The organism is Rhodococcus sp. 14-2483-1-1 (assembly GCF_002259335.1).
Classification (GTDB): domain Bacteria; phylum Actinomycetota; class Actinomycetes; order Mycobacteriales; family Mycobacteriaceae; genus Rhodococcoides.
The window spans coordinates 51961-69393 of the sequence record NZ_NPFX01000010.1 but is presented as its reverse complement, the minus strand read 5'-3'; the positions used below and the strand labels follow the sequence as shown (position 1 = coordinate 69393).

The following is a 17433-nucleotide window of genomic DNA, read 5'->3' as shown; positions in this document are numbered from 1 at the left end:
GGTCCGGTGGCGTCGGAGGTGCCAGCTAGTTGACGATCACGGCCCGTGGAACGTCGGCGCGCAACGTGAAATCGGTGACGAACTCGCCGCCCTCGGGTCCGTACCGGTTCTTGATGTCGTAGTTCTCGACGTCGAAAGCGTCGAGCGTCGGTGAGTGTGTCGTGACGGCCATCGTCGCGCCGTCGACGTCGAATTGGAGCAGACGCTGAAAGCCGGTACTTCGTTCGCCGTCGACCTCGAAGTATTGGTAATCGGCCAGCAACTGCACGACGGTGCGGTCGGTGTCGCCGACATTCTCGTCGACCACGGCAACCTGACCGTCCACGTGCCCGGACAAGACGAGGAAGACCGACTCGTGGGGTACGACCAGTCGGTTCCAGATCTGTTGACCCGAACTCGATCCGATATCGCCGAACCCCATCAACTTCTTCTCGCCGAGTTCGTCGAGGTAATAGTGCGTACCGATGACGACGTTGCGGTCGGGGTGATCGTCGAGTACCCGTTCTGCCCACTGCATGACCTTCTCGGGTGGGTTGTAGCCGATGAAGAGCATGAGAAATTTTGCACCGGCGATGTCGACCAGATCGTAGTGCGCCGAATTGTCCTCGGCGGTAAAGGAACCGCCCCAGTACGGCTGATCGCGATAACGCTGTGGGCCGAAGTACTCGTTGTAGAGCGCGTGATTCTTCTCGTGCTCTCCGGGAACCAACTTGCCCGCCGCGTTCCAGATGTTGTCGTGGTTGCCGGGCAGCACGCCGTGGGCGATGCCGGCGTCTTCCAGGATGCTCATGGACTCGCTGGCTGCCTCGAATTCCTTGCGGGCCTGGGTATCCGGTCGACCGGGGCTGATCCAACTCTGGATGAGGTCGCCGGTGTGCATGCTGTAGTCGATCTTCAGCTCGTCGGCGTTGTCGGCAGTCCATTGCGTCATGTCCGAATAAACACCGGGGTCGTCGCGAGAGATGTACTGGGTGTCGGTGATGTGTTGGAGCGCGAAGTCGTAGGTGTCGGCGTCCGCGAAAGCCCGGTCGGGGCTGGCGTTGGTCTCGGCGAACGAGCGATCCGCTCGGGGACTGTCGATGACGAGAACCTCGACAGTGCCGCTCTCACTGGCTACGTCGGCGCTGAGTTCGATTAGTCCACCGGGAGTCGCAGGCTCCGCTGCCGCGAGCGGCGGACCCCAATCGGCCGTCGCTTCGTCCCATACATGCAGCGCGAGGTCATTGGTGTTGACCGATCGACCGGACCAGGTGAGCGTCGTTCTTTCGGTCCCCGGCACCACCGAAACGGTGTAGCGAAGGTACGGATACTCGTCCCACCCGGAAGTCTGCATTTCGGTGCTCGACGATTCGACACCGACCGCGTGCGTCGTCGGATCCGATTCTGCGGCGATCCCCGCCACCATCGACGTGGTGATCGCTGCGGGAACCGTCGTCAACCCGACGCCAGGTACCGCAGCGGCCTGGCGAGGTGCCGGCTGATCGCGACGCTCGGCTCCCGCGTCGGCGCCGGTGAGGGCGAGCAGAACACAGGCCAGCGCCAGGGAGCCGAATGCCGATGGGCGCTTCATGTCATCGAGGTTACCGATACCAGCGCCAGAGCCGCGGAGTCGCGATGACGAGGAGCACCGCCGTGAGCGGATCGAAAACGACGAGTCCGACGAAGAACCACGCGATCGTTGTGGGGACACCCGGATAGGGATTCGCGACCAGTCAACTGCCAGGATTCCAGGGCGGCGCGACGCCCCAGCCCCAGCGAGGGACGGGTGCGTCGGCCACCAGCTCGGCGTTCGGCTGAGGGTTGGAGAACGCCAGTCGCGTTCCCCATTCCACGTACGCCATGAATGCCGAGCGAAACTCGGGATCGTCGGGTAGCTCGGCGTCGTCCGCCGCGATCGACATCAACTCCACGAATCGGCGACGCTGCAAGGCTGTGATTCCCAGGTCGATGTGGTGGGCGAGCATGCGGTGGTACCCACCCAGCTCGGTGGTGTAGCGATCAGGTCCGCCGAATACCTCGGCCCACCATAGGGTCACGTGAGCGCGGTGATCTTCGCTCACGCCACCGGGAAACATCGGCGACAGCAACGGGTCTCGCTCGACGTGGTCGTAGAACGCGTCGAGCAGCCGCCGGAACGCAGCGTCTCCACCGGCCCAGTCGTAGAGCGTCGGATCTGCCATCGTCAATACAATACACAACAGTATTGTATTGACAAGGTATGTTGCCCATCATGGTGAGCAAGACGGGCCGTTTGCGCGATACAACGATCGACGACCGTGTTCTTGCCGTCGCCGCTCGACAGCTGGCCGAATCGGGATACGACGCTTTGTCTGTTCAGCGCGTGGCGTCCGACGCCGGCACCACCCGGCAAGCCATCTACCGCCGATGGGCGACGAAGGCCGCGCTCGCGGAAGCAGCCGTCACCGCCGTCGCCGAGGTGGCACCACCCGAACTCGACGACGCCGAGCCGTTCGAAGCGCTGGTCCGCGAACTCACCGACTTCAGATCGGGCGTCTCGCGCCCCGGCCGAATGGCTCTGGTCGGGACGATGTTGCAGGAGGGAACCGACGAGGATGTTCGTGACCGGTACGCCGTAGGCGTCGTCGCCCCACGGAGGCGACGTATTCGAGACATCCTCGAACGCGGTCAGCGCGAAGGGGCGATTCCGGTCGACGCGGACCTCGAGATCATCGTTCCGATGGCGACCGGCTCGTTCTACGGACGGGCCCTCGCCGGAGACCCCATTCCGGAGCGCTGGCCAGAGCGAACGGCCGCGGTGATCTGGCGCGCGGCTGGAGGCGACCGGCGCTAGGAAGCAGCATCTTGCCTGCAGTCGAATATCGACGATCCTTCACCGAGCGTGAGGTGGTTGATAGATCGGACGGCCGCCCGAAATGCGGTGCGAACGAACCGTCCGGTTCGACCGAGATGGACCGGTCGTCGAACGCCGTCAGGCTGTCGGAAACGTCGACGGGCGAGTATTCCTCCCGCCACATACTCGTACTCATCGGAAATGTTGGCGTGAAAGTCCACGACTAGAGTCTGCTCATGCCCGCGCAGCGTCGACCCCGAGTTCTGATCGGCATCTCCGGTTGGACGTACGCGCCGTGGCGGGGAGATTTCTATCCGGCGGGTTTGGCGCATCGCAAGGAGCTCGGGTACGCGTCCGAGCACCTGACGTCGATCGAGATCAACGGCACCTTCTATGCGATGCAGAAGCCGTCGAGCTTCACCAAGTGGCACGACGAAACCCCCGACGATTTCGTCTTCTCCATCAAGGGGGGTCGATACGTCACGCACATCAAGCGGCTCGTCGGCGTCGATTCGGCTCTGGCGAACTTCTTCGCCACCGGTGTGTTGACTCTGGGAGACAAGCTCGGGCCCTTCCTGTGGCAACTCCCGCCGAACCTCGAATTCGATGCGCAGAAGGTGGCGGACTTCTGTGCCCTGTTGCCTCGAACGGTCTCAGCTGCAGTGGCTCTGGCGGAATCACGGGACGACAAGTTGGCGGAGGATCGAGTGTTGTTGCCTGCTGCGTCGTCTCGGCCACTTCGGCACTGTGTCGAAGCCAGGCATGCAAGCTTCGCCTCCGACGAAGCGGTGGAGTTGTTGCGGCGCAGCGATATTGCGATCGTGGTTGCCGATACCGCCGGCAAGTACCCGTACATCGACACTCCGACAGCGGATTTCATGTATGCCCGACTGCACGGCGACGAGGAACTGTATGCCAGCGGCTACACCGATGAGGCCCTCGATCGATGGGCCCAGAAGATTGCGGACTGGACGTCGACGGGACGGGACGTCTACGTGTACTTCGACAACGACATCAAGGGCTACGCACCCTTCGACGCCATGAGGCTCATCGAGCGCATCGGTAGGTAAGTATTTCGTTCTCTAGCCTTTTTCCAATATTGGAGGTGCGGCTCTGCTGTGAGCAGCGCTCCGAAGCATGTTCCGGCAGCGACGAAGACCCATTCACCGGCACACTGGATTCATGAAGCTACTGGTTCTAGGCGGCAGCGACTTCGTTGGGCGAACGGCCGTCGAGCATGCCCTCGCCCTCGGATGGGACGTCACCGTGCTCAATCGTGGCACGACGGTGTCCGATCCTCGGGTCACGCAGCTCCGCGGTGACAGACGCGCGGCCGACGGACTGGATTCGGTTCGAGAAGGTAACTGGGACATAGTCTTCGATACGTGGTCGTGGGAGCCCGGTGTAGTGGCGCAGTCGGCTTCTGCGCTCACCGGTCGAGTGCGCAGCTACGTCTATGTGTCGAGCCGATCGGTGTACGACGCGCCTGGAGCAGGTGCGACCGAGACCTGGCCGACGGTACAAGGGCCTGGCGATGACTACGCGCGATGCAAGCTCGGTGCTGAGCAGGCCGCCGTCACGGCATTCGGTGTTCGAGCCTTGCTGGTCCGGGCCGGATTGATCCTGGGACCGTACGAGAATATCGGCCGACTTCCATGGTGGCTGAACAGAATTGGGCAGGAGCGGAGCCTGCGGAGTGACCAGAATGGGCGTGCCGGGGATGTACTCGCGCCCGGTCCGGCCGACCTGGCACTGCAGTACATCGACGCGCGCGATCTTGTCGGCTGGGCTCTGGACGCGGCTGCCCGTGGGCTCGGGGGTCCGTACGACGTGGTGAGTCGGCCCGGGCATGCAACGATGCGCGAGGTTCTGCAGGCCTGTGTTGCCGCGACACGGTCCGATGCTCGCCTGCGTTGGGTGGAACCGGACGTCCTCAGTGCTGCCGGAGTTCAGCCGTGGACGGAGCTACCGATCTGGATTCCGCCTGGCGCAGATCATGATTCGTTGCACGCGTCCGACGTGTCGAAGGCATTCGCCCAGGGGCTTCGGGCACGGCCGATCCAGGAGACCGTCGCAGACACGTGGACCTGGCTGCAGTCAGTGAACGGTGAGGCGTCGACGAGACGCGACCGGCCGCCTGTCGGACTCTCCGCCGACCGTGAGGCGGCAATTCTCGCGGACGTGGGGCGCGCAGAGGGTCGGTGAACTCGACAGACGCGCGCGGAATCGTCAGACGCGTTCGGAATAGCTGCGAGATCGGTATCGAATTCGCTCGCATCTGACAAACGCGCGCGCATTTGCGGGGAACGCGGCAGCTACCCCGATATTCGAGACTCTTGCAACAGCGCTAGAGATCGGTAGACAAGACTACGGAGTGCAGAGTCGTCGCACGGCGGCCTCGATTTTCGACGCCCTGCGCTGAATCTCGGCGTCGTCGGCGGATTCGCAGGCTCTGCTCGGCGCGGTCATCCAGGCCGAGGTGATGCCGAACATCATGGTGATCAGGTCGTCGACGGTGAAGGCGTCGGAGATCAGTCCGTCTCGTTGGGCGGCGGCCATGGCGTTGCGTCGCTCTGCGATGACCGAGTGGATGTCGTCGGTGCCCGATGCTGCCATACCGCCCTGGAGCTGGGTCCACAGAAGTAGGCGGTGTTCTTCGGGATGTGCTGCGAGATGCAGGTATTCGCGTGCTGCATACCCGCCGAGGTCGTCGATGGAGAAAGGTACTTCTTCGATGAACCGCGCGAACCCGTCCTCGACCACAGCGCGGAACAGGGCTTCTTTGTCGCCGAAGTATGCGTACAGGCGCTCCTTGCTGGCCTTGGCCGCAACCGCGATGCGATCGACTCGAGCTCCGGCCAGTCCGTGCACCGAGAACTCGCCACGGGCGGCGGCGACGATGCGGGCGCGGGTCGCGCTGGCGTCAGGTTTCATGGCGGCCACCATACCCCCAACCAACTAGTTCGTTTGACAGTCGGTGCCGAGTGGCTTACCTTTCTGATCGGGACATTTTTCGTGCCCAGAATCAACGAGTACGAGTGGGGTAGAAACATGTCGCAGCACTCCGAGCGCGAAGCGCCGGATCTGAATCCGAACTACGAGCGCCGATGGCTGGTGCTGTGCATCGTCGCCATCACGCAGCTCACGATCGTGCTGGACGGCACCATCGTCAACATCGCGCTACCGCAGGCGCAGATAGACCTGGGCATCAGTGACACCAGCCGCACCTGGGTCATCACCGCCTACGCTCTGGCATTCGGTGCGTTGCTGTTGCTCGGCGGTCGCATTGCGGACTACTGGGGACGCAAGCGCTCGTTCATCGTCGGCATGGCAGGCTTCGCCGTTGCCTCCGCCATCGGTGGACTTGCCCAGGAAGGCTGGCAGCTGTTCATCGCACGCGCCGGCCAGGGTGTTTTCGCTGCACTGCTCGCACCTGCAGCACTGGCCATCCTGACCGTCACCTTCACCGACACCAAGGAGCGCGCCAAAGCGTTCGGTGTCTTCGGCGCGATCGCCGGCGGCGGCGCAGCCGTCGGTCTGCTTCTCGGCGGCGTGCTCACCGAGTACGCGAACTGGCGCTGGTGCCTTCTGGTCAACATCCCGGTCGCAGTGATCGCCATCGCCGCAGCAGTGCCGCTGGTGAAAGAGAGCAAGGCACACGGAGACACCCGCTACGACCTGCCCGGCGCGATCCTCGTCGCTCTGGGTCTGGCATCGCTGGTCTACGGCTTCACCGAAGCCGAAAACGGTTGGGCGACGGTACCCACCATCTCGTTCATCGCGTTGGGCCTGGCTCTGCTGGCCGCGTTCGTCGTGGTCGAATCCAAGTCCGCCAACCCGTTGCTGCCGTTGAGCGTGCTGCTCGACCGTGACCGCGGTGCCGCGTACATCGGCTCGGCCGTCATCGGTGCTGCCCTGCTCGGAGGCACGTTGTACCTCACGTTCTACTTCCAGATCGTGCTCGAGATGAGCCCGGTGATCGCGGGTGTCGCGTCACTCCCGATGACCGGCGGAATCCTGATCACCGCAGCGCTCGCGTCCGCACTCGTGCCGAAGATCGGACCCAAGCCGATGATGGCCGTCGGTCCCGTCGTCTCGGCGATCGGCCTGCTCCTGCTGACGCAGATCGGCGTCGACACCTCGTACTGGACGCACGTGCTGCCCGGCGTCGTGCTGCTCGGTCTCGGTCTCGGCCTGCTGATGGTGCCGATGCAGAACGTCGCGCTCATCGGGGTCGCCGATCACGACGCGGGTGCCGCATCTGCGCTGATCAACGCCACGCTGCAGGTCGGTGGCGCTCTCGGCGCGGCAGTGTTCACCACGGTCTACACCTCGTCCAAGAGCTCGTACCTGGCCGACAACCCGGCACCGACTCCGCCCGCCGGAGTTCCTGCGGAAGCTCTCGCGGGCCAGGAGATCCCGAGCGCCGAAGTACTGGCCTCGCTGCCGGAGCCGATCCGCAACTTCGTGCTCGCCACCATCGACCACGCGTTCGCGGCCGAGGTCTCCGGCTACGCCTGGGCCTTCGGAACTGCCGCGATTCTGGTCGCGCTGGTGTGCCCGGTGGTGCTGGGACTCGTCCGAGCGAAGAAGGACGACCTGCCCGTCGGCGACACCCCGGTGCATATCGGATAGCTCTCGCTGGACACAGGCCCCGCTGCTCACCCGTCGAGCAGCGGGGTTGTCTTCTTCGAAGGCGTGCGCTCAGTCCGGGTCGATTGCGTCGGCCTGCGCGGTGAGCAGCATGTGCAACAACTCCGGCGGCACGGCCATCGGAGGCAACGAACCGAGGGTGATGGAGTTGTCCGCATCGCCGTTCAGCTCCGTCACCTCGTCGTGCAGTCTTTCCATCTTCTCGTCGAGCTTGTTCGCGCTCTCGGCGGCCTCGGCCAGTTCGGCCTGCAGAGTGGGCGGAATCTCTCCGCGGTACTTGTAGAAGATCTTGTGCTCGAGGCTCGCCCAGAAGTCCATGGCAATCGTGCGGATCTGCAGCTCGACCAGTACCGGTTGGACGCGGTCGGACATGAAGACCGGGATTTCGACGATGAGGTGCAAACTCTTGTAGCCGTTGGCTTTCGGGTTCGCGATGTAGTCCTTGACCTCGACGACTCGAATGTCGGTCTGACTGCTGAGCATGTCCGCGATGCGGTACGTGTCGGAAATGAAGCTGCAGGTGATGCGGACACCGGCAACGTCGAGGATGTTCTCGCGAATGGCGTCGAGCGTCAGCGCGCACTTTTTCCGCTGAGCCTTGTCGAAGATGCTCTCGGGTGTCTTGAGCCTCGACGAGACGTGCTCGATGGGGCTGTATCGGTGGATGTGGGTGAATTCCTGCTTCAAGATGTTGATCTTCGTGATCAGCTCGTCGATCCCGAACTTGTAGCTCATCATGAATCGCGTGAAATCTTGTCTCAGTCGACCCAGGTCGACCGCAGTCTCACCGTTCTTCATGACCTCGCTCATGACCACGATTGTCCACGACGGCGGGCCGAGCGCGCGCGGCGCGGGAATCGAAGCTGGCATCACTGCACGTCGGACCGAGTTCCGGGGTGAAACGCACGAGACCACAGCTCTGACATTGATGCGTGCGGTGATGCCCTCTCTCGCACGAGCACGCACGTGAGCCCACCAGCACCGAGCCGGCGACGAGTGGGTGGCCGTTGGTGCAGTGGGTAGGTGCTCGTTCGGCCCACCGATCGCCGACGCGGTAGAGCGATCCGGCAACCGGGTCGGTATCGCGCTCGCCGGATGCCATCGCGCGCAACCGCCTTCGACAATGTCTACCGCTCGATATGGACCGCCCGAAGTGGCTCGGCTGGCTGCGTCGCCAACTCCGGGGGCGCATTCACACTAGCAGAAATCGAACATATGTTCTAACGCGCAGTCAGAACCATGTTTTACGGCCACCGACTGCGCGCCCCATCGAACCGAGCACCGTCAGAACTGCGCCGACGACCACCAAGATGATGCCGACAGTCGTCAGAATTGAAATGCCGGCGAAATAGCCGATGAGGGCGAGGATAATTCCGAGAACGATCATGACCACTCCTGAAGTTGGGGTGAGCCCGGTACCGGCGGATGCCGATAGGACCGAAGCTACGCCACCGAGATAGAGGAATGGTCACAATTGTCGCTATTTTCCGGCATCCACTTTCGCTGCGAGAAATGCCTCCGGGTCGATCAGATCTGACTGCCCGACGATCGATCCCAGGTCAGCGATACGTTCGATACCGGTGAGCACCATTTCCTCTTCCACGGTGCCCTCGGCGTAACCGTAGTAACAGGTCGACGTCGTGTGGTTGTGGTCCTTGTCGATGCGGTTGGCGCGGCCCTCGATCTGTCTGATGTCGATGGGTGTCCACCGAGGATCGTGGATCAGCGTCACGCGCGGGGCGAGAGTGGACACCTCCCCTTCGGGGAGCAGTAACTCGTTGGTGTGCAGGTTGATTGCGCTGGTGGTGGTCGAGATGATGACCGACGCGGCTCCGGTCTGGAAGCGTCTGATCGACGCCTCCTGCTCGGGGCTGCTCATGCTGCCGTCGACCACTGCAACGTCGAGTCCCTCGTCCCGCAGAGTCTGCGCCAGTGCCGCGACCGACTCTCGGTAGAACATCGAGACGAACACCTGGTTGCCGGCCTTGACCCACGTCCGCACCTGGTCAGCCGACGCGGGAATGCGCAGATACGAACACTTCTGGCGAAATCGCAGCGTCGCGGCCCGGGTACTGGGGTTCTTCTGCAGCACTCGCTTTCCACCGACGGCTTTCCAGTTCGGCAGGCCCACCTCCTTGCGGTAGTCCACCCACGCGGCGTTGTACAGCCGCTTCTGCGCTGCGGTGAGTTCCTGACCGAGTGGTTCCCGCGGAGTCGGCGGCGACGGCCGCGAAATAGACCACGGCACGGCACCTCCCGACAACCAACCGTGCACCGACGCAATGTCGCGGGCCCGTTTCGACGCGTCCTCCGGCTCCCACCGCCACGTGGTCAAACCGGTCGTGGCCTTGCCTGCCTTGACGGAGAACCCGGACTCGATGAGGAACTCCGCCCACTTCATCGTCACCGCATAACCGAGATATTCGTCGTCACCCAGGATCTCGACCCCGCGGCTGCGCTCGACCGCGCGAGCCATGTACGCGAAGTGCAGCGGCTGATAGCCGGGCGTCGCAGACATCCACACCACCGAGCGGGCCGCCTCCTGGTACCGCCAGAGGATCTGCGACTGCTGGGATTCGATGTTCATCAGCGCGTGCGATTCGTCCGCGATCACCACATCGATGTCGAATCGCAGCTCACCGAGCGAGATGGTCCGTTTGTTCTGTGTCCGTTTACGTTTGCCCAGATCGGTCTCGGGCGGAACCGACAGCAGCTTCTTCGTCGACTGATAGGTGATCAGCAGCCAGCGCTTGCGATCGGACGGCTCGATGTCGGCCTCGCTGTCGGCGATGGTGCGACGCCATCCCGGTAACGCGCCCTTGGGCGCAACCACCAGTACGGTCCCGATCTCGGCCGCCGACATCTGCCGAACGGCCTCGCACACTGCCAACGTTTTGCCCAGACCCGTCGAATCCATCTGCGCGAAGTACGGGAATCCCGCGTCGAGCGCGGCGAGATGGCGTCGTACGGATTCGAGTTGAGTTGCTCGGGGCTGCATCGCCCGCTGCCGAACCATCTCGTCGCGCCACACATCGTTGGCATCGTCCTCGAGCCACCGCTGCAGGCTGTACGGCGTCGACTCGTAGGGCTGCAGATACTCGGGCAACTCGATGCCGTAGTACGCGAACACCCGAGGCCCGGGATACCACCGTGCCCCGGCTGCACCCGCTGCCGATCGATCCTCGAACGGCACGTCCAGTACCCAGACGCGCTCGCCGGGATCGGGAACCCGCAGATCGGGTGCGGCCGACTTGCGGGGTGAGGTCTTGCGCGGGGCTGCTCTCTTGCGCGGTGCTGCTTTTTTCGGAGCAGCGGCCTTCTTCGGGGCAGCTTTCTTCTGTGCAGCGGCGGGCTCGCCGTTCTTCGCGGCCGCGAACTTTCGCGCGGCACTGCTCTGCCCGGCCTTGACGGTGCGGGCAGTGGTGGATCGGGCTGTGCGTCTACGAGGTGGCATCGGATCCAGTCTGTCGTACGGTGTGCACGAACACCGTAAAGGAGCCCTGTGACATACCCGAACCACCCGCGCGCCGTAGTACTCGTCCACGATCAGGATCCGATCCTTGCGCGACGCGACATCGGCACTCTCGCTGCCGAATTGCGCACCAGGGGTTTCCAGTTGGACGTGCACTCCTTCGACCACAGCCCCGATGTCGCACCGCCGCTGCTGTCCCACGCGCAGTTGGTGGTGGTCATGGGCTCACCCGATGCCGCGTACGACGACACGCTGACGTGGCTCGCGCCGGAAATTGCATACGTACAGGACGCGATCGATGCGCAGGTCCCGGTTCTGGGTGTGTGCTTCGGCGGGCAGCTGCTCGCGCGGGTACTCGGCGGCACCGTCCGCAAGTCCGAGCATCCCGAGTACGGATTCGTCGACGTAGAGACGTCCGAGCCCGAGCTCATCGCCCCCGGACCGTGGATGGAGTTCCACGGCGATACGTTCACCGCTCCCGCGCAGGCCACGGTGATCGCCCGGAACGATGCCGCGCAACAGGCCTTCGTCTGCGGCCCGCACCTCGGGTTGCAGTTCCACCCCGAGATCGACCTCGACACCTACGACGCGTGGGCGGCCGCGTGGGACCGCGACGGCGTCGAACACGGGGTCGACGTGCACGAGATCAGGAGAGAGATCGCCGACGCGGAACTGGCAGCTCGGGCGCGGTGCTCGGCTCTGCTGGACGCCTTTCTCGCCCGATCCTCGGCGGTGCCCCGGTAGGGTCGAACGATGACCGAGGCCAGGCCCAGCAACTTCAGCGATCACCAACTCGGCATCTACGCCGCCGGGATGTTCGCTCAGCAGACACCGCCGATCACCACCAACCTGGCACGGCTGGAGGACCAAGCTGCCGAGAAGCTTTCGCCCGAGGCGTTGGGCTACATCGTCGCCAGCGCGGGCAGCGGATCGACGGCGCGGGCGAACCGGGCGGCGTTCGACAAATGGGCCATCACGCCGCGCATGCTCCGCAGTTCGGCCTCGCGTGATCACGCATGCACCGTGCTCGGCACCGATATGCCGGCTCCGCTGCTGATTGCGCCGGTCGGCATCCAGACTCTCGCCCATCCCGACGGTGAGCTCGCGACGGTTCGAGCGGCTGCGGAACTCGGTGTGCCGTACATCCATTCGACACAGGCATCGCATTCGTTCGAGCAGATCGCCGAGGCAGGCGGAGACGCTCCGCGCTGGTATCAGTTGTACTGGCCGACGGACGAATCTGTACTGCTGAGTTTCCTGCAGCGCGCGAAGGCCACCGGGTTCACCACCTTGGTGCTGACTCTCGACACCACGTTGCTGGGCTGGCGGCCTGCCGATCTCGACCGCGGGTACCTTCCCTTCCTCGCCAACCTCGGCATCGAGAACTACCTGACCGATCCGGCGTTCCAGGCCGGACTGGCGCAGCCCGTCGAGGAGAATCCTGTTGCCGCCGCGATGCATTGGGCGCAGATGTTCCCCAACCCCGGGCTGTCGTGGAAGAATCTGGCGTTCCTGCGCGAGCATTGGAGCGGTCCGATCGTGCTCAAGGGAATCTGCACCGTCGGCGACGCCCGTGAAGCAGCAGCGCACGGAGTCGACGGCATCGTGGTCTCCAACCACGGTGGACGTCAGATCGACGGTGCCAGGCCGTCACTCGACGCGTTGCCGTCCATCGTCGAGGCTGTGGGCGACGATCTGACGATCCTGTTCGACTCCGGTGTACGCACCGGTGCCGATATGGCCAAAGCGCTGGCGCTCGGAGCGGATGCGGTCTTGCTCGGCCGGCCGTTCCTGTACGGTCTCGCGCTCGGTGGGCAAGAAGGTGTTGCACACGTATTGCGTTGTCTGCTAGCCGAATTCGACCTGGTGACGAGTTTGTCGGGTCACACCGGTGCCGGCGAACTGGGCCTCGACTCGATCTTGGAGTCCTGATGGAGTGGACGAAGCACGCAATCTGGTGGCACCTGTACCCGCTCGGCTTCACCGGTGCGCCGGTGCACGGCTGGGACGGTGAATCGCAGTCGGATCTGCACCGGCTGAACAGAATCGAGAAGTGGCTCGACTACGCACTGGAGCTCGGCGCGTCGGGAATTGCCCTCGGTCCGATCTTCGAATCCGAGAAGCATGGCTACGACACGGTCGACTATTTCCACGTCGACGGCAGGCTCGGCACCGACGAGGACATCGACTCCCTGATCGCTGCTGCACACGGTCGGGGCCTGAAGGTCATGTTCGACGGTGTCTTCAACCATGTGGCGCAGAGCTTTCCGAAGTTTCGGCAGGCCCTGGCCGAGGGGCCTGATTCCGAGGCCGCGCAGTGGTTCCACCTCGACTGGTCCGGGGACGAGCCGACGCACCGAAACTTCGAGGGCCACGACGAACTGGTTGCGCTCAACCACGAGAGCCCGCACGTGCAGGAGTACGTCGTGGACGTGCTCTCGCACTGGCTCGAGCGCGGCGTCGACGCCTGGCGGCTCGACGCTGCCTACGCTGTGTCGCCACGCTTCTGGGCCGCGGTGCTGCCGAAGGTTCGCGAGAAGCATTCGGATGCATACTTTCTCGGCGAGGTCATCCACGGTGACTACGACCGGATCGTCTCGGCCTCCACGCTGGACTCGGTTACCCAGTACGAACTGTGGAAGGCGATCTGGAGTGGCCTGAGCGAGAAGAATTTCTTCGAGCTCTCACACGCGTTGGAGCGTCACAACGGGTGGCTCGACGCGTTCGTGCCGGCCACGTTCGTCGGAAATCACGACGTCAATCGCATTGCCAGCGTAGTGGAGGACGAGCGACATCTGCTGCACGCGTTGGTGGTTCTGTTCACCGTGGGTGGGATGCCGATGATCTACTACGGCGACGAACAGGCGTTCCGCGGTATCAAGGAAGATCGCGTCGGCGGTGACGACGACGTGCGTCCCGAGTACCCACAATCCCCGGATGATCTGGCCCCGTACGGTTGGCCGGTCTATCGCGTGCACCAGGAGCTGATCGGAGTACGGCGTCGTAATCCATGGTTGTACTCCGCGCGCACCGAGACGCTCGAGCTCACCAACACGGCGCTGCTCTACCGCGTGTCCGGGGAAGACAATTCGATGACAGTGGCGCTCAACCTCGGCGACGACGCCATCGACTACCCGGCTCAGGGTAGCGAAGTACTGGCCGGTGAGGCGCACCTGAACGACGGCCGGGTGAGCGTTCCGCCGCACGGCTGGGCCGTCATCGGCTGAGGGTCCTGGCTGCCTTCGCGCGGTCGAAGAACGCCAGCAGATGCGGCAGCTGTTCGTCGGTCACGGTGAACTTCATTCGGTCGCCCGCGTAGCCGATGCTGCCGTCGGATGCACGCAGACCGAGGACGATCTTGGTGCCGTCTCGCGTCGGCTTCGCGTCCACGCCGAGCTGATCCACGTGCCACCGACAGCGCCCGCCGGCTGCGGTCCTCACGGCGGCGTCGAACGCTTCGACCGTGCGGTGGTCGAGTACAAAAATCACGTTCTCGTCGAGGCGATACTCCAGGTAGACGCGTTCGGCCATGGCGGCACAGTAACTTGTCATCGCTGTATTCGGCTATCTATCACCTGTACTAGAGAGTTGTATAGACGGCAATGCATTGCCCTACCGAGACCGGTGGGTACAGTCGAGCGCGACACGGGGTGCCCCCAGGGGCTGAGAACACACCCGTCGAACCTGATCTGGTTAGGACCAGCGAAGGGAATGTCGTGACGTTTCGGTATTTCCTGTCCCTCGTGACGGTCCCGACCTCGAACGAGAGGCGAGGCGCATGAAATTCGACGAGCAGACAGTGTTGATCACCGGCGGCGGCCGCGGATTGGGAGCAGCGATTGCCGCTGCTTTCGCCGGTGAGGGCGCACGCGTGGTGATCGACTACCGCACCAGCAAAGTAGCCGCCGAAGCGCTTGCCGACCGCCTCGGCGGAAATGCTTTCGCGGTTCAGGGCGACGTGACCGACGAGCGTGCGGTGGCCACGGTGTTCGACTCGGCGCGTGAGCATTTCGGCACTCCGATCACCACCGTCGTCAACAACGCACTGGCCGACTTCTCGTTCGACGGTGATGCGAGGCCCAAAGCCGACACCATCACGTGGGACCGCTTCGACGCTCAGCTGCGCGGCAGTGTCCGTGCAGCGTTGCTCACCACCCAGGCGGCGCTGCCGGGTATGCGTGAGGTGGGCTTCGGCCGAATCATCAACGTGGGCACAAACTTGTTCCAGAATCCGGTGGTGCCGTACCACGACTACACCGCGTCCAAGGCCGCACTGCTCTCGCTGACCCGTACTCTGTCCGCGGACCTCGGCGCAGACAACATCACCGTCAACATGGTCTCGGGTGGATTGCTGCGCACCACCGACGCCAGTGCCGCCACCCCGGCCGAGGTGTTCGATTTCATCGCGGCCTCGACCCCGCTGCAACGGGTCACCACCCCGGAAGAGTTCGCCGATGCCCTGTTGTTCTTCGCCTCGCCGTGGGCGCGGTCGGTGACCGGCCAGAATCTGGTGGTCGACGGCGGCCTGGTCAAGGACTGACATGCATTTCAACGCGTTTCTCTACGGCTGCGGCCACCACAGCGCGGCGTGGCGTCATCCCGATTCACGAGTGGAGGACCTGGGCAACATCTCGTACTACGAGGAACTTGCCCAGCTCGCCGAGCGGGGCAAGTTCGACGCGGTGTTCTTCGCCGACGGACATTCGGTTCGAGACCCGGCCGGGGCAGGGACCTGGTTTCTCGAACCGATCACCGCGCTGTCGGCCATGGCACGAGCGACCACCCATATCGGGCTGGTCACCACCGTGTCCTCGACGTTCTACACGCCGTTCCATGCCGCGCGCATGCTGGCGTCGTTGGATCACATCAGCAGCGGCCGGGTGGGCTGGAACGTCGTCACCTCCATGTTCGACGCCGAGGCACGCAATCACGGGATGGATGTCATCCCGGCTCGTGAGGAGCGCTATGCTCGCGCCGAAGAGTTCGTCGATACCGCTCTGGCGCTGTGGGATTCGTGGGATGCCGACGCGTTGACGCTCGATCGCGCTGGAGCGTATGCGGACCCGGCCAAGGTGCATGCCATCGATCACGACGGCAAACACTTTCGCGTCGACGGCCCGTTGACGGTGCCGCGTTCACCGCAGGGTCGGCCGGTGCTGTTCCAGGCCGGGGCGTCGGGGCCGGGTCGTGATCTCGCTGCGAAGTACGCCGAGGCGATCTATGCCGTCGCCTACGATCTCGTTGCAGCGCAAAGCTATTACGACGACGTGAAGTCGAGAATCGATCGAGCCGGCCGCGACAGTACAGCCGTGGGCATCATGCCGGGTTTGGTGACGTACATCGGCTCGACGATGGACGAGGCTCGACGCAAGAAGGCCGAACTGGATCGGCTGCTCCCCACCGAGCAGTCGCTGTCAATGTTGTCGACCTTCACCGGACAGGACTGTACTGCTTGGGAACTCGATGAACCGGTGCCGCCGCTACCGCCGGCCGCCGAGTTCACCGGACCGCAGGGTCGCTACGAGACGATTCTGCGGATCATCGAGAAGGACGCTCCCACCGTGCGGGAACTGCTCGGCACCCTGGCGGCCGGGGGCGGGCACGCCACCATGATCGGCACGCCGGAGTCCATCGCCGACGAGATGGAATCGTGGATCGGTCGCGGTGCCGACGGATTCAACCTGATGTGCCCGCGCTACCCGGACTCGCTCACCGACTTCGTCGATCAGGTGGTCCCTATTCTGCAGCAGCGCAGTCTCTTTCGTGCGGACTACACCTCGTCGACGCTTCGCGGGCACCTCGCTCACTGAGCGGCCGGCCCGAAGACTCCCCGATCGACGAACGTCACCAGAGCGTCGAGACCGTCCTCGGGCGAGCCCTGCCACAGCCGGGCGAAATTCTCCGCCGCACCGCCGATCAGCACCGCAGTGGTGGCGGGGGACGCCGGTAGCTCGACTCCTGCCTTCTCGAAGGTGCCGAGGCGTTCGACCCAGGGCTCGAACTGGACCTGCGTGAATCTCTGTACCCGTTCGGCGAACTCGGGACTCACCAGTGCGGCGTCTCGAAGCGCATCGATGACGACCCGGTGCCGTGTGAGCAACTGCCAGAAGACCTCCAGATGCGGACGCATGGTGGGGTGATCGCGAGCGGAAGGATCCTGCGCCGCGACGATGACGTCGGCGTCCTCACCGATCTGCTCGGCGAGGGCCAACAGCAGCTCGTCCTTGCCGGAGTAGTGGTTGTAGAACGACCCTGCGGCCCGGCCTGCTTCGCGGGTGATGTCGACGATCTTGGTGTTGAGGTACCCGGACCGGGCGAAGACGGCGCGTGCGGCATTCTCGAGTTCGATTCGAGTCTGCTCGGCCTGTTGTGCGCGACCAGTGGTTGCCACCGCTGTTCCCTTTCCTGTTGACACCTCGGCAGTCACGCTACACACTGAATCGAGATTCACTGAATCAGAATTCGTCGAAAGGCCGGATATGAAGGCAGTAGTTCT

General features: G+C 63.9%; 18 protein-coding genes and 1 riboswitch. Of the genes, 10 read left to right on the top strand and 8 right to left on the bottom strand.

All coding sequences use genetic code 11. The features are described from left to right. Positions 1-25: 25 nt before the first annotated feature. Together CH294_RS08430 and CH294_RS08425 are read right to left on the bottom strand one after the other, a co-directional pair. Positions 26-1570, bottom strand: coding sequence for a metallophosphoesterase (locus CH294_RS08430; RefSeq protein ID WP_094737630.1), 1545 nt, complete (start codon positions 1568-1570; stop codon positions 26-28). A 142-nt stretch (positions 1571-1712) separates the two neighbouring features. Continuing rightward, on the bottom strand, positions 1713-2180 hold the full coding sequence (locus CH294_RS08425; protein ID WP_094737629.1) for a group II truncated hemoglobin: 468 nt from the start codon (positions 2178-2180) through the stop codon (positions 1713-1715). A 50-nt stretch (positions 2181-2230) separates the two neighbouring features. Between CH294_RS08425 and CH294_RS08420 the strand changes: the two genes are divergently transcribed. From CH294_RS08420 to CH294_RS08410, 3 genes are all read left to right on the top strand, one after another. Next, on the top strand, positions 2231-2812 hold the full coding sequence (locus tag CH294_RS08420; protein ID WP_249305160.1) for a TetR/AcrR family transcriptional regulator: 582 nt from the start codon (positions 2231-2233) through the stop codon (positions 2810-2812). Positions 2813-3048: 236 nt separating this feature from the next. Further along, positions 3049-3882 carry a DUF72 domain-containing protein gene (locus tag CH294_RS08415; RefSeq protein ID WP_094737628.1) on the top strand — a complete coding sequence of 278 codons (834 nt, stop codon included), beginning with the start codon at positions 3049-3051 and terminating at the stop codon, positions 3880-3882. A gap of 112 nt (positions 3883-3994) precedes the next feature. Beyond that, positions 3995-5017 (top strand): NAD-dependent epimerase/dehydratase family protein, encoded by a 1023-nt coding sequence (locus CH294_RS08410; protein ID WP_094737627.1) that lies wholly within the window; start codon positions 3995-3997, stop codon positions 5015-5017. 162 nt (positions 5018-5179) lie between these two features. On the opposite strand, the gene CH294_RS08405 is transcribed toward CH294_RS08410, so the two are convergent. Further along, complete coding sequence (locus CH294_RS08405) at positions 5180-5746, bottom strand: TetR family transcriptional regulator (RefSeq protein WP_032402259.1); 567 nt, start codon at positions 5744-5746, stop codon at positions 5180-5182. Positions 5747-5827: 81 nt separating this feature from the next. Here CH294_RS08405 and CH294_RS08400 point away from each other — a divergent pair, with 81 nt between their 5' ends. Continuing rightward, a complete protein-coding gene (locus CH294_RS08400; RefSeq protein WP_249305158.1) occupies positions 5828-7447 on the top strand; it encodes an MFS transporter in 1620 nt (539 codons plus the stop codon). A 69-nt stretch (positions 7448-7516) separates the two neighbouring features. Here CH294_RS08400 and CH294_RS08395 read toward each other — a convergent pair whose 3' ends face one another. Continuing rightward, positions 7517-8263, bottom strand: coding sequence for a GTP pyrophosphokinase family protein (locus tag CH294_RS08395; RefSeq protein WP_032402193.1), 747 nt, complete (start codon positions 8261-8263; stop codon positions 7517-7519). A gap of 10 nt (positions 8264-8273) precedes the next feature. Between CH294_RS08395 and CH294_RS27415 the strand changes: the two genes are divergently transcribed. Continuing rightward, entirely contained in the window at positions 8274-8435 is a 162-nt protein-coding gene (locus CH294_RS27415) for a hypothetical protein (protein WP_155289226.1), read from the top strand. A gap of 261 nt (positions 8436-8696) precedes the next feature. Here CH294_RS27415 and CH294_RS27410 read toward each other — a convergent pair whose 3' ends face one another. Both CH294_RS27410 and CH294_RS08385 read right to left on the bottom strand, forming a co-directional pair. Then, positions 8697-8852, bottom strand: a complete 156-nt coding sequence (locus tag CH294_RS27410) for a DUF6131 family protein (protein WP_094608853.1) — start codon at positions 8850-8852, stop codon at positions 8697-8699. Between the two features lie 93 nt (positions 8853-8945). After that, positions 8946-10919 (bottom strand): DEAD/DEAH box helicase, encoded by a 1974-nt coding sequence (locus CH294_RS08385; RefSeq protein ID WP_249305156.1) that lies wholly within the window; start codon positions 10917-10919, stop codon positions 8946-8948. Between the two features lie 48 nt (positions 10920-10967). Between CH294_RS08385 and CH294_RS08380 the strand changes: the two genes are divergently transcribed. The 3 genes from CH294_RS08380 to CH294_RS08370 are packed head-to-tail and all read left to right on the top strand — an operon-like array spanning position 10968 to position 14164. Next, complete coding sequence (locus CH294_RS08380) at positions 10968-11681, top strand: type 1 glutamine amidotransferase (RefSeq protein ID WP_094737669.1); 714 nt, start codon at positions 10968-10970, stop codon at positions 11679-11681. Positions 11682-11690: 9 nt separating this feature from the next. Continuing rightward, entirely contained in the window at positions 11691-12869 is a 1179-nt protein-coding gene (locus tag CH294_RS08375; protein ID WP_094608810.1) for an alpha-hydroxy-acid oxidizing protein, read from the top strand. Further along, positions 12869-14164, top strand: coding sequence for an alpha-amylase family protein (locus CH294_RS08370; protein WP_094737625.1), 1296 nt, complete (start codon positions 12869-12871; stop codon positions 14162-14164). Before CH294_RS08375 ends, CH294_RS08370 begins: the two co-directional genes overlap by 1 nt. On the opposite strand, the gene CH294_RS08365 is transcribed toward CH294_RS08370, so the two are convergent. After that, positions 14154-14468 carry a hypothetical protein gene (locus CH294_RS08365; RefSeq protein WP_094737624.1) on the bottom strand — a complete coding sequence of 105 codons (315 nt, stop codon included), beginning with the start codon at positions 14466-14468 and terminating at the stop codon, positions 14154-14156. The two genes, CH294_RS08370 and CH294_RS08365, sit on opposite strands and share 11 nt — an antisense overlap. A gap of 105 nt (positions 14469-14573) precedes the next feature. Next, a riboswitch (TPP riboswitch) is annotated at positions 14574-14666 on the top strand. A gap of 49 nt (positions 14667-14715) precedes the next feature. Here CH294_RS08365 and CH294_RS08360 point away from each other — a divergent pair. Together CH294_RS08360 and CH294_RS08355 are read left to right on the top strand one after the other, a co-directional pair. After that, positions 14716-15477 carry a 3-oxoacyl-ACP reductase gene (locus CH294_RS08360; RefSeq protein ID WP_094737623.1) on the top strand — a complete coding sequence of 254 codons (762 nt, stop codon included), beginning with the start codon at positions 14716-14718 and terminating at the stop codon, positions 15475-15477. Between the two features lies 1 nt (position 15478). Continuing rightward, positions 15479-16747 carry an LLM class flavin-dependent oxidoreductase gene (locus CH294_RS08355; RefSeq protein ID WP_094737622.1) on the top strand — a complete coding sequence of 423 codons (1269 nt, stop codon included), beginning with the start codon at positions 15479-15481 and terminating at the stop codon, positions 16745-16747. Here the strand turns inward: CH294_RS08355 and CH294_RS08350 are convergent. Further along, positions 16741-17328, bottom strand: a complete 588-nt coding sequence (locus tag CH294_RS08350; protein WP_094737668.1) for a TetR/AcrR family transcriptional regulator — start codon at positions 17326-17328, stop codon at positions 16741-16743. The genes CH294_RS08355 and CH294_RS08350 overlap by 7 nt on opposite strands. Positions 17329-17433 lie beyond the last annotated feature (105 nt).

Bases quoted from the DNA above. Each gene is read 5' to 3' on its own strand.
- CH294_RS08430 (WP_094737630.1), bottom strand. From the start codon at position 1,570: ATGAAGCGCCCATCGGCATTCGGCTCCCTGGCGCTGGCCTGTGTTCTG.
- CH294_RS08425 (WP_094737629.1), bottom strand. From the start codon at position 2,180: ATGGCAGATCCGACGCTCTACGACTGGGCCGGTGGAGACGCTGCGTTC.
- CH294_RS08420 (WP_249305160.1), top strand. From the start codon at position 2,231: ATGGTGAGCAAGACGGGCCGTTTGCGCGATACAACGATCGACGACCGT.
- CH294_RS08415 (WP_094737628.1), top strand. From the start codon at position 3,049: ATGCCCGCGCAGCGTCGACCCCGAGTTCTGATCGGCATCTCCGGTTGG.
- CH294_RS08410 (WP_094737627.1), top strand. From the start codon at position 3,995: ATGAAGCTACTGGTTCTAGGCGGCAGCGACTTCGTTGGGCGAACGGCC.
- CH294_RS08405 (WP_032402259.1), bottom strand. From the start codon at position 5,746: ATGAAACCTGACGCCAGCGCGACCCGCGCCCGCATCGTCGCCGCCGCC.
- CH294_RS08395 (WP_032402193.1), bottom strand. From the start codon at position 8,263: ATGAAGAACGGTGAGACTGCGGTCGACCTGGGTCGACTGAGACAAGAT.
- CH294_RS27415 (WP_155289226.1), top strand. From the start codon at position 8,274: ATGACCACGATTGTCCACGACGGCGGGCCGAGCGCGCGCGGCGCGGGA.
- CH294_RS27410 (WP_094608853.1), bottom strand. From the start codon at position 8,852: ATGATCGTTCTCGGAATTATCCTCGCCCTCATCGGCTATTTCGCCGGC.
- CH294_RS08385 (WP_249305156.1), bottom strand. From the start codon at position 10,919: ATGCCACCTCGTAGACGCACAGCCCGATCCACCACTGCCCGCACCGTC.
- CH294_RS08375 (WP_094608810.1), top strand. From the start codon at position 11,691: ATGACCGAGGCCAGGCCCAGCAACTTCAGCGATCACCAACTCGGCATC.
- CH294_RS08370 (WP_094737625.1), top strand. From the start codon at position 12,869: ATGGAGTGGACGAAGCACGCAATCTGGTGGCACCTGTACCCGCTCGGC.
- CH294_RS08365 (WP_094737624.1), bottom strand. From the start codon at position 14,468: ATGGCCGAACGCGTCTACCTGGAGTATCGCCTCGACGAGAACGTGATT.
- CH294_RS08360 (WP_094737623.1), top strand. From the start codon at position 14,716: ATGAAATTCGACGAGCAGACAGTGTTGATCACCGGCGGCGGCCGCGGA.
- CH294_RS08355 (WP_094737622.1), top strand. From the start codon at position 15,479: ATGCATTTCAACGCGTTTCTCTACGGCTGCGGCCACCACAGCGCGGCG.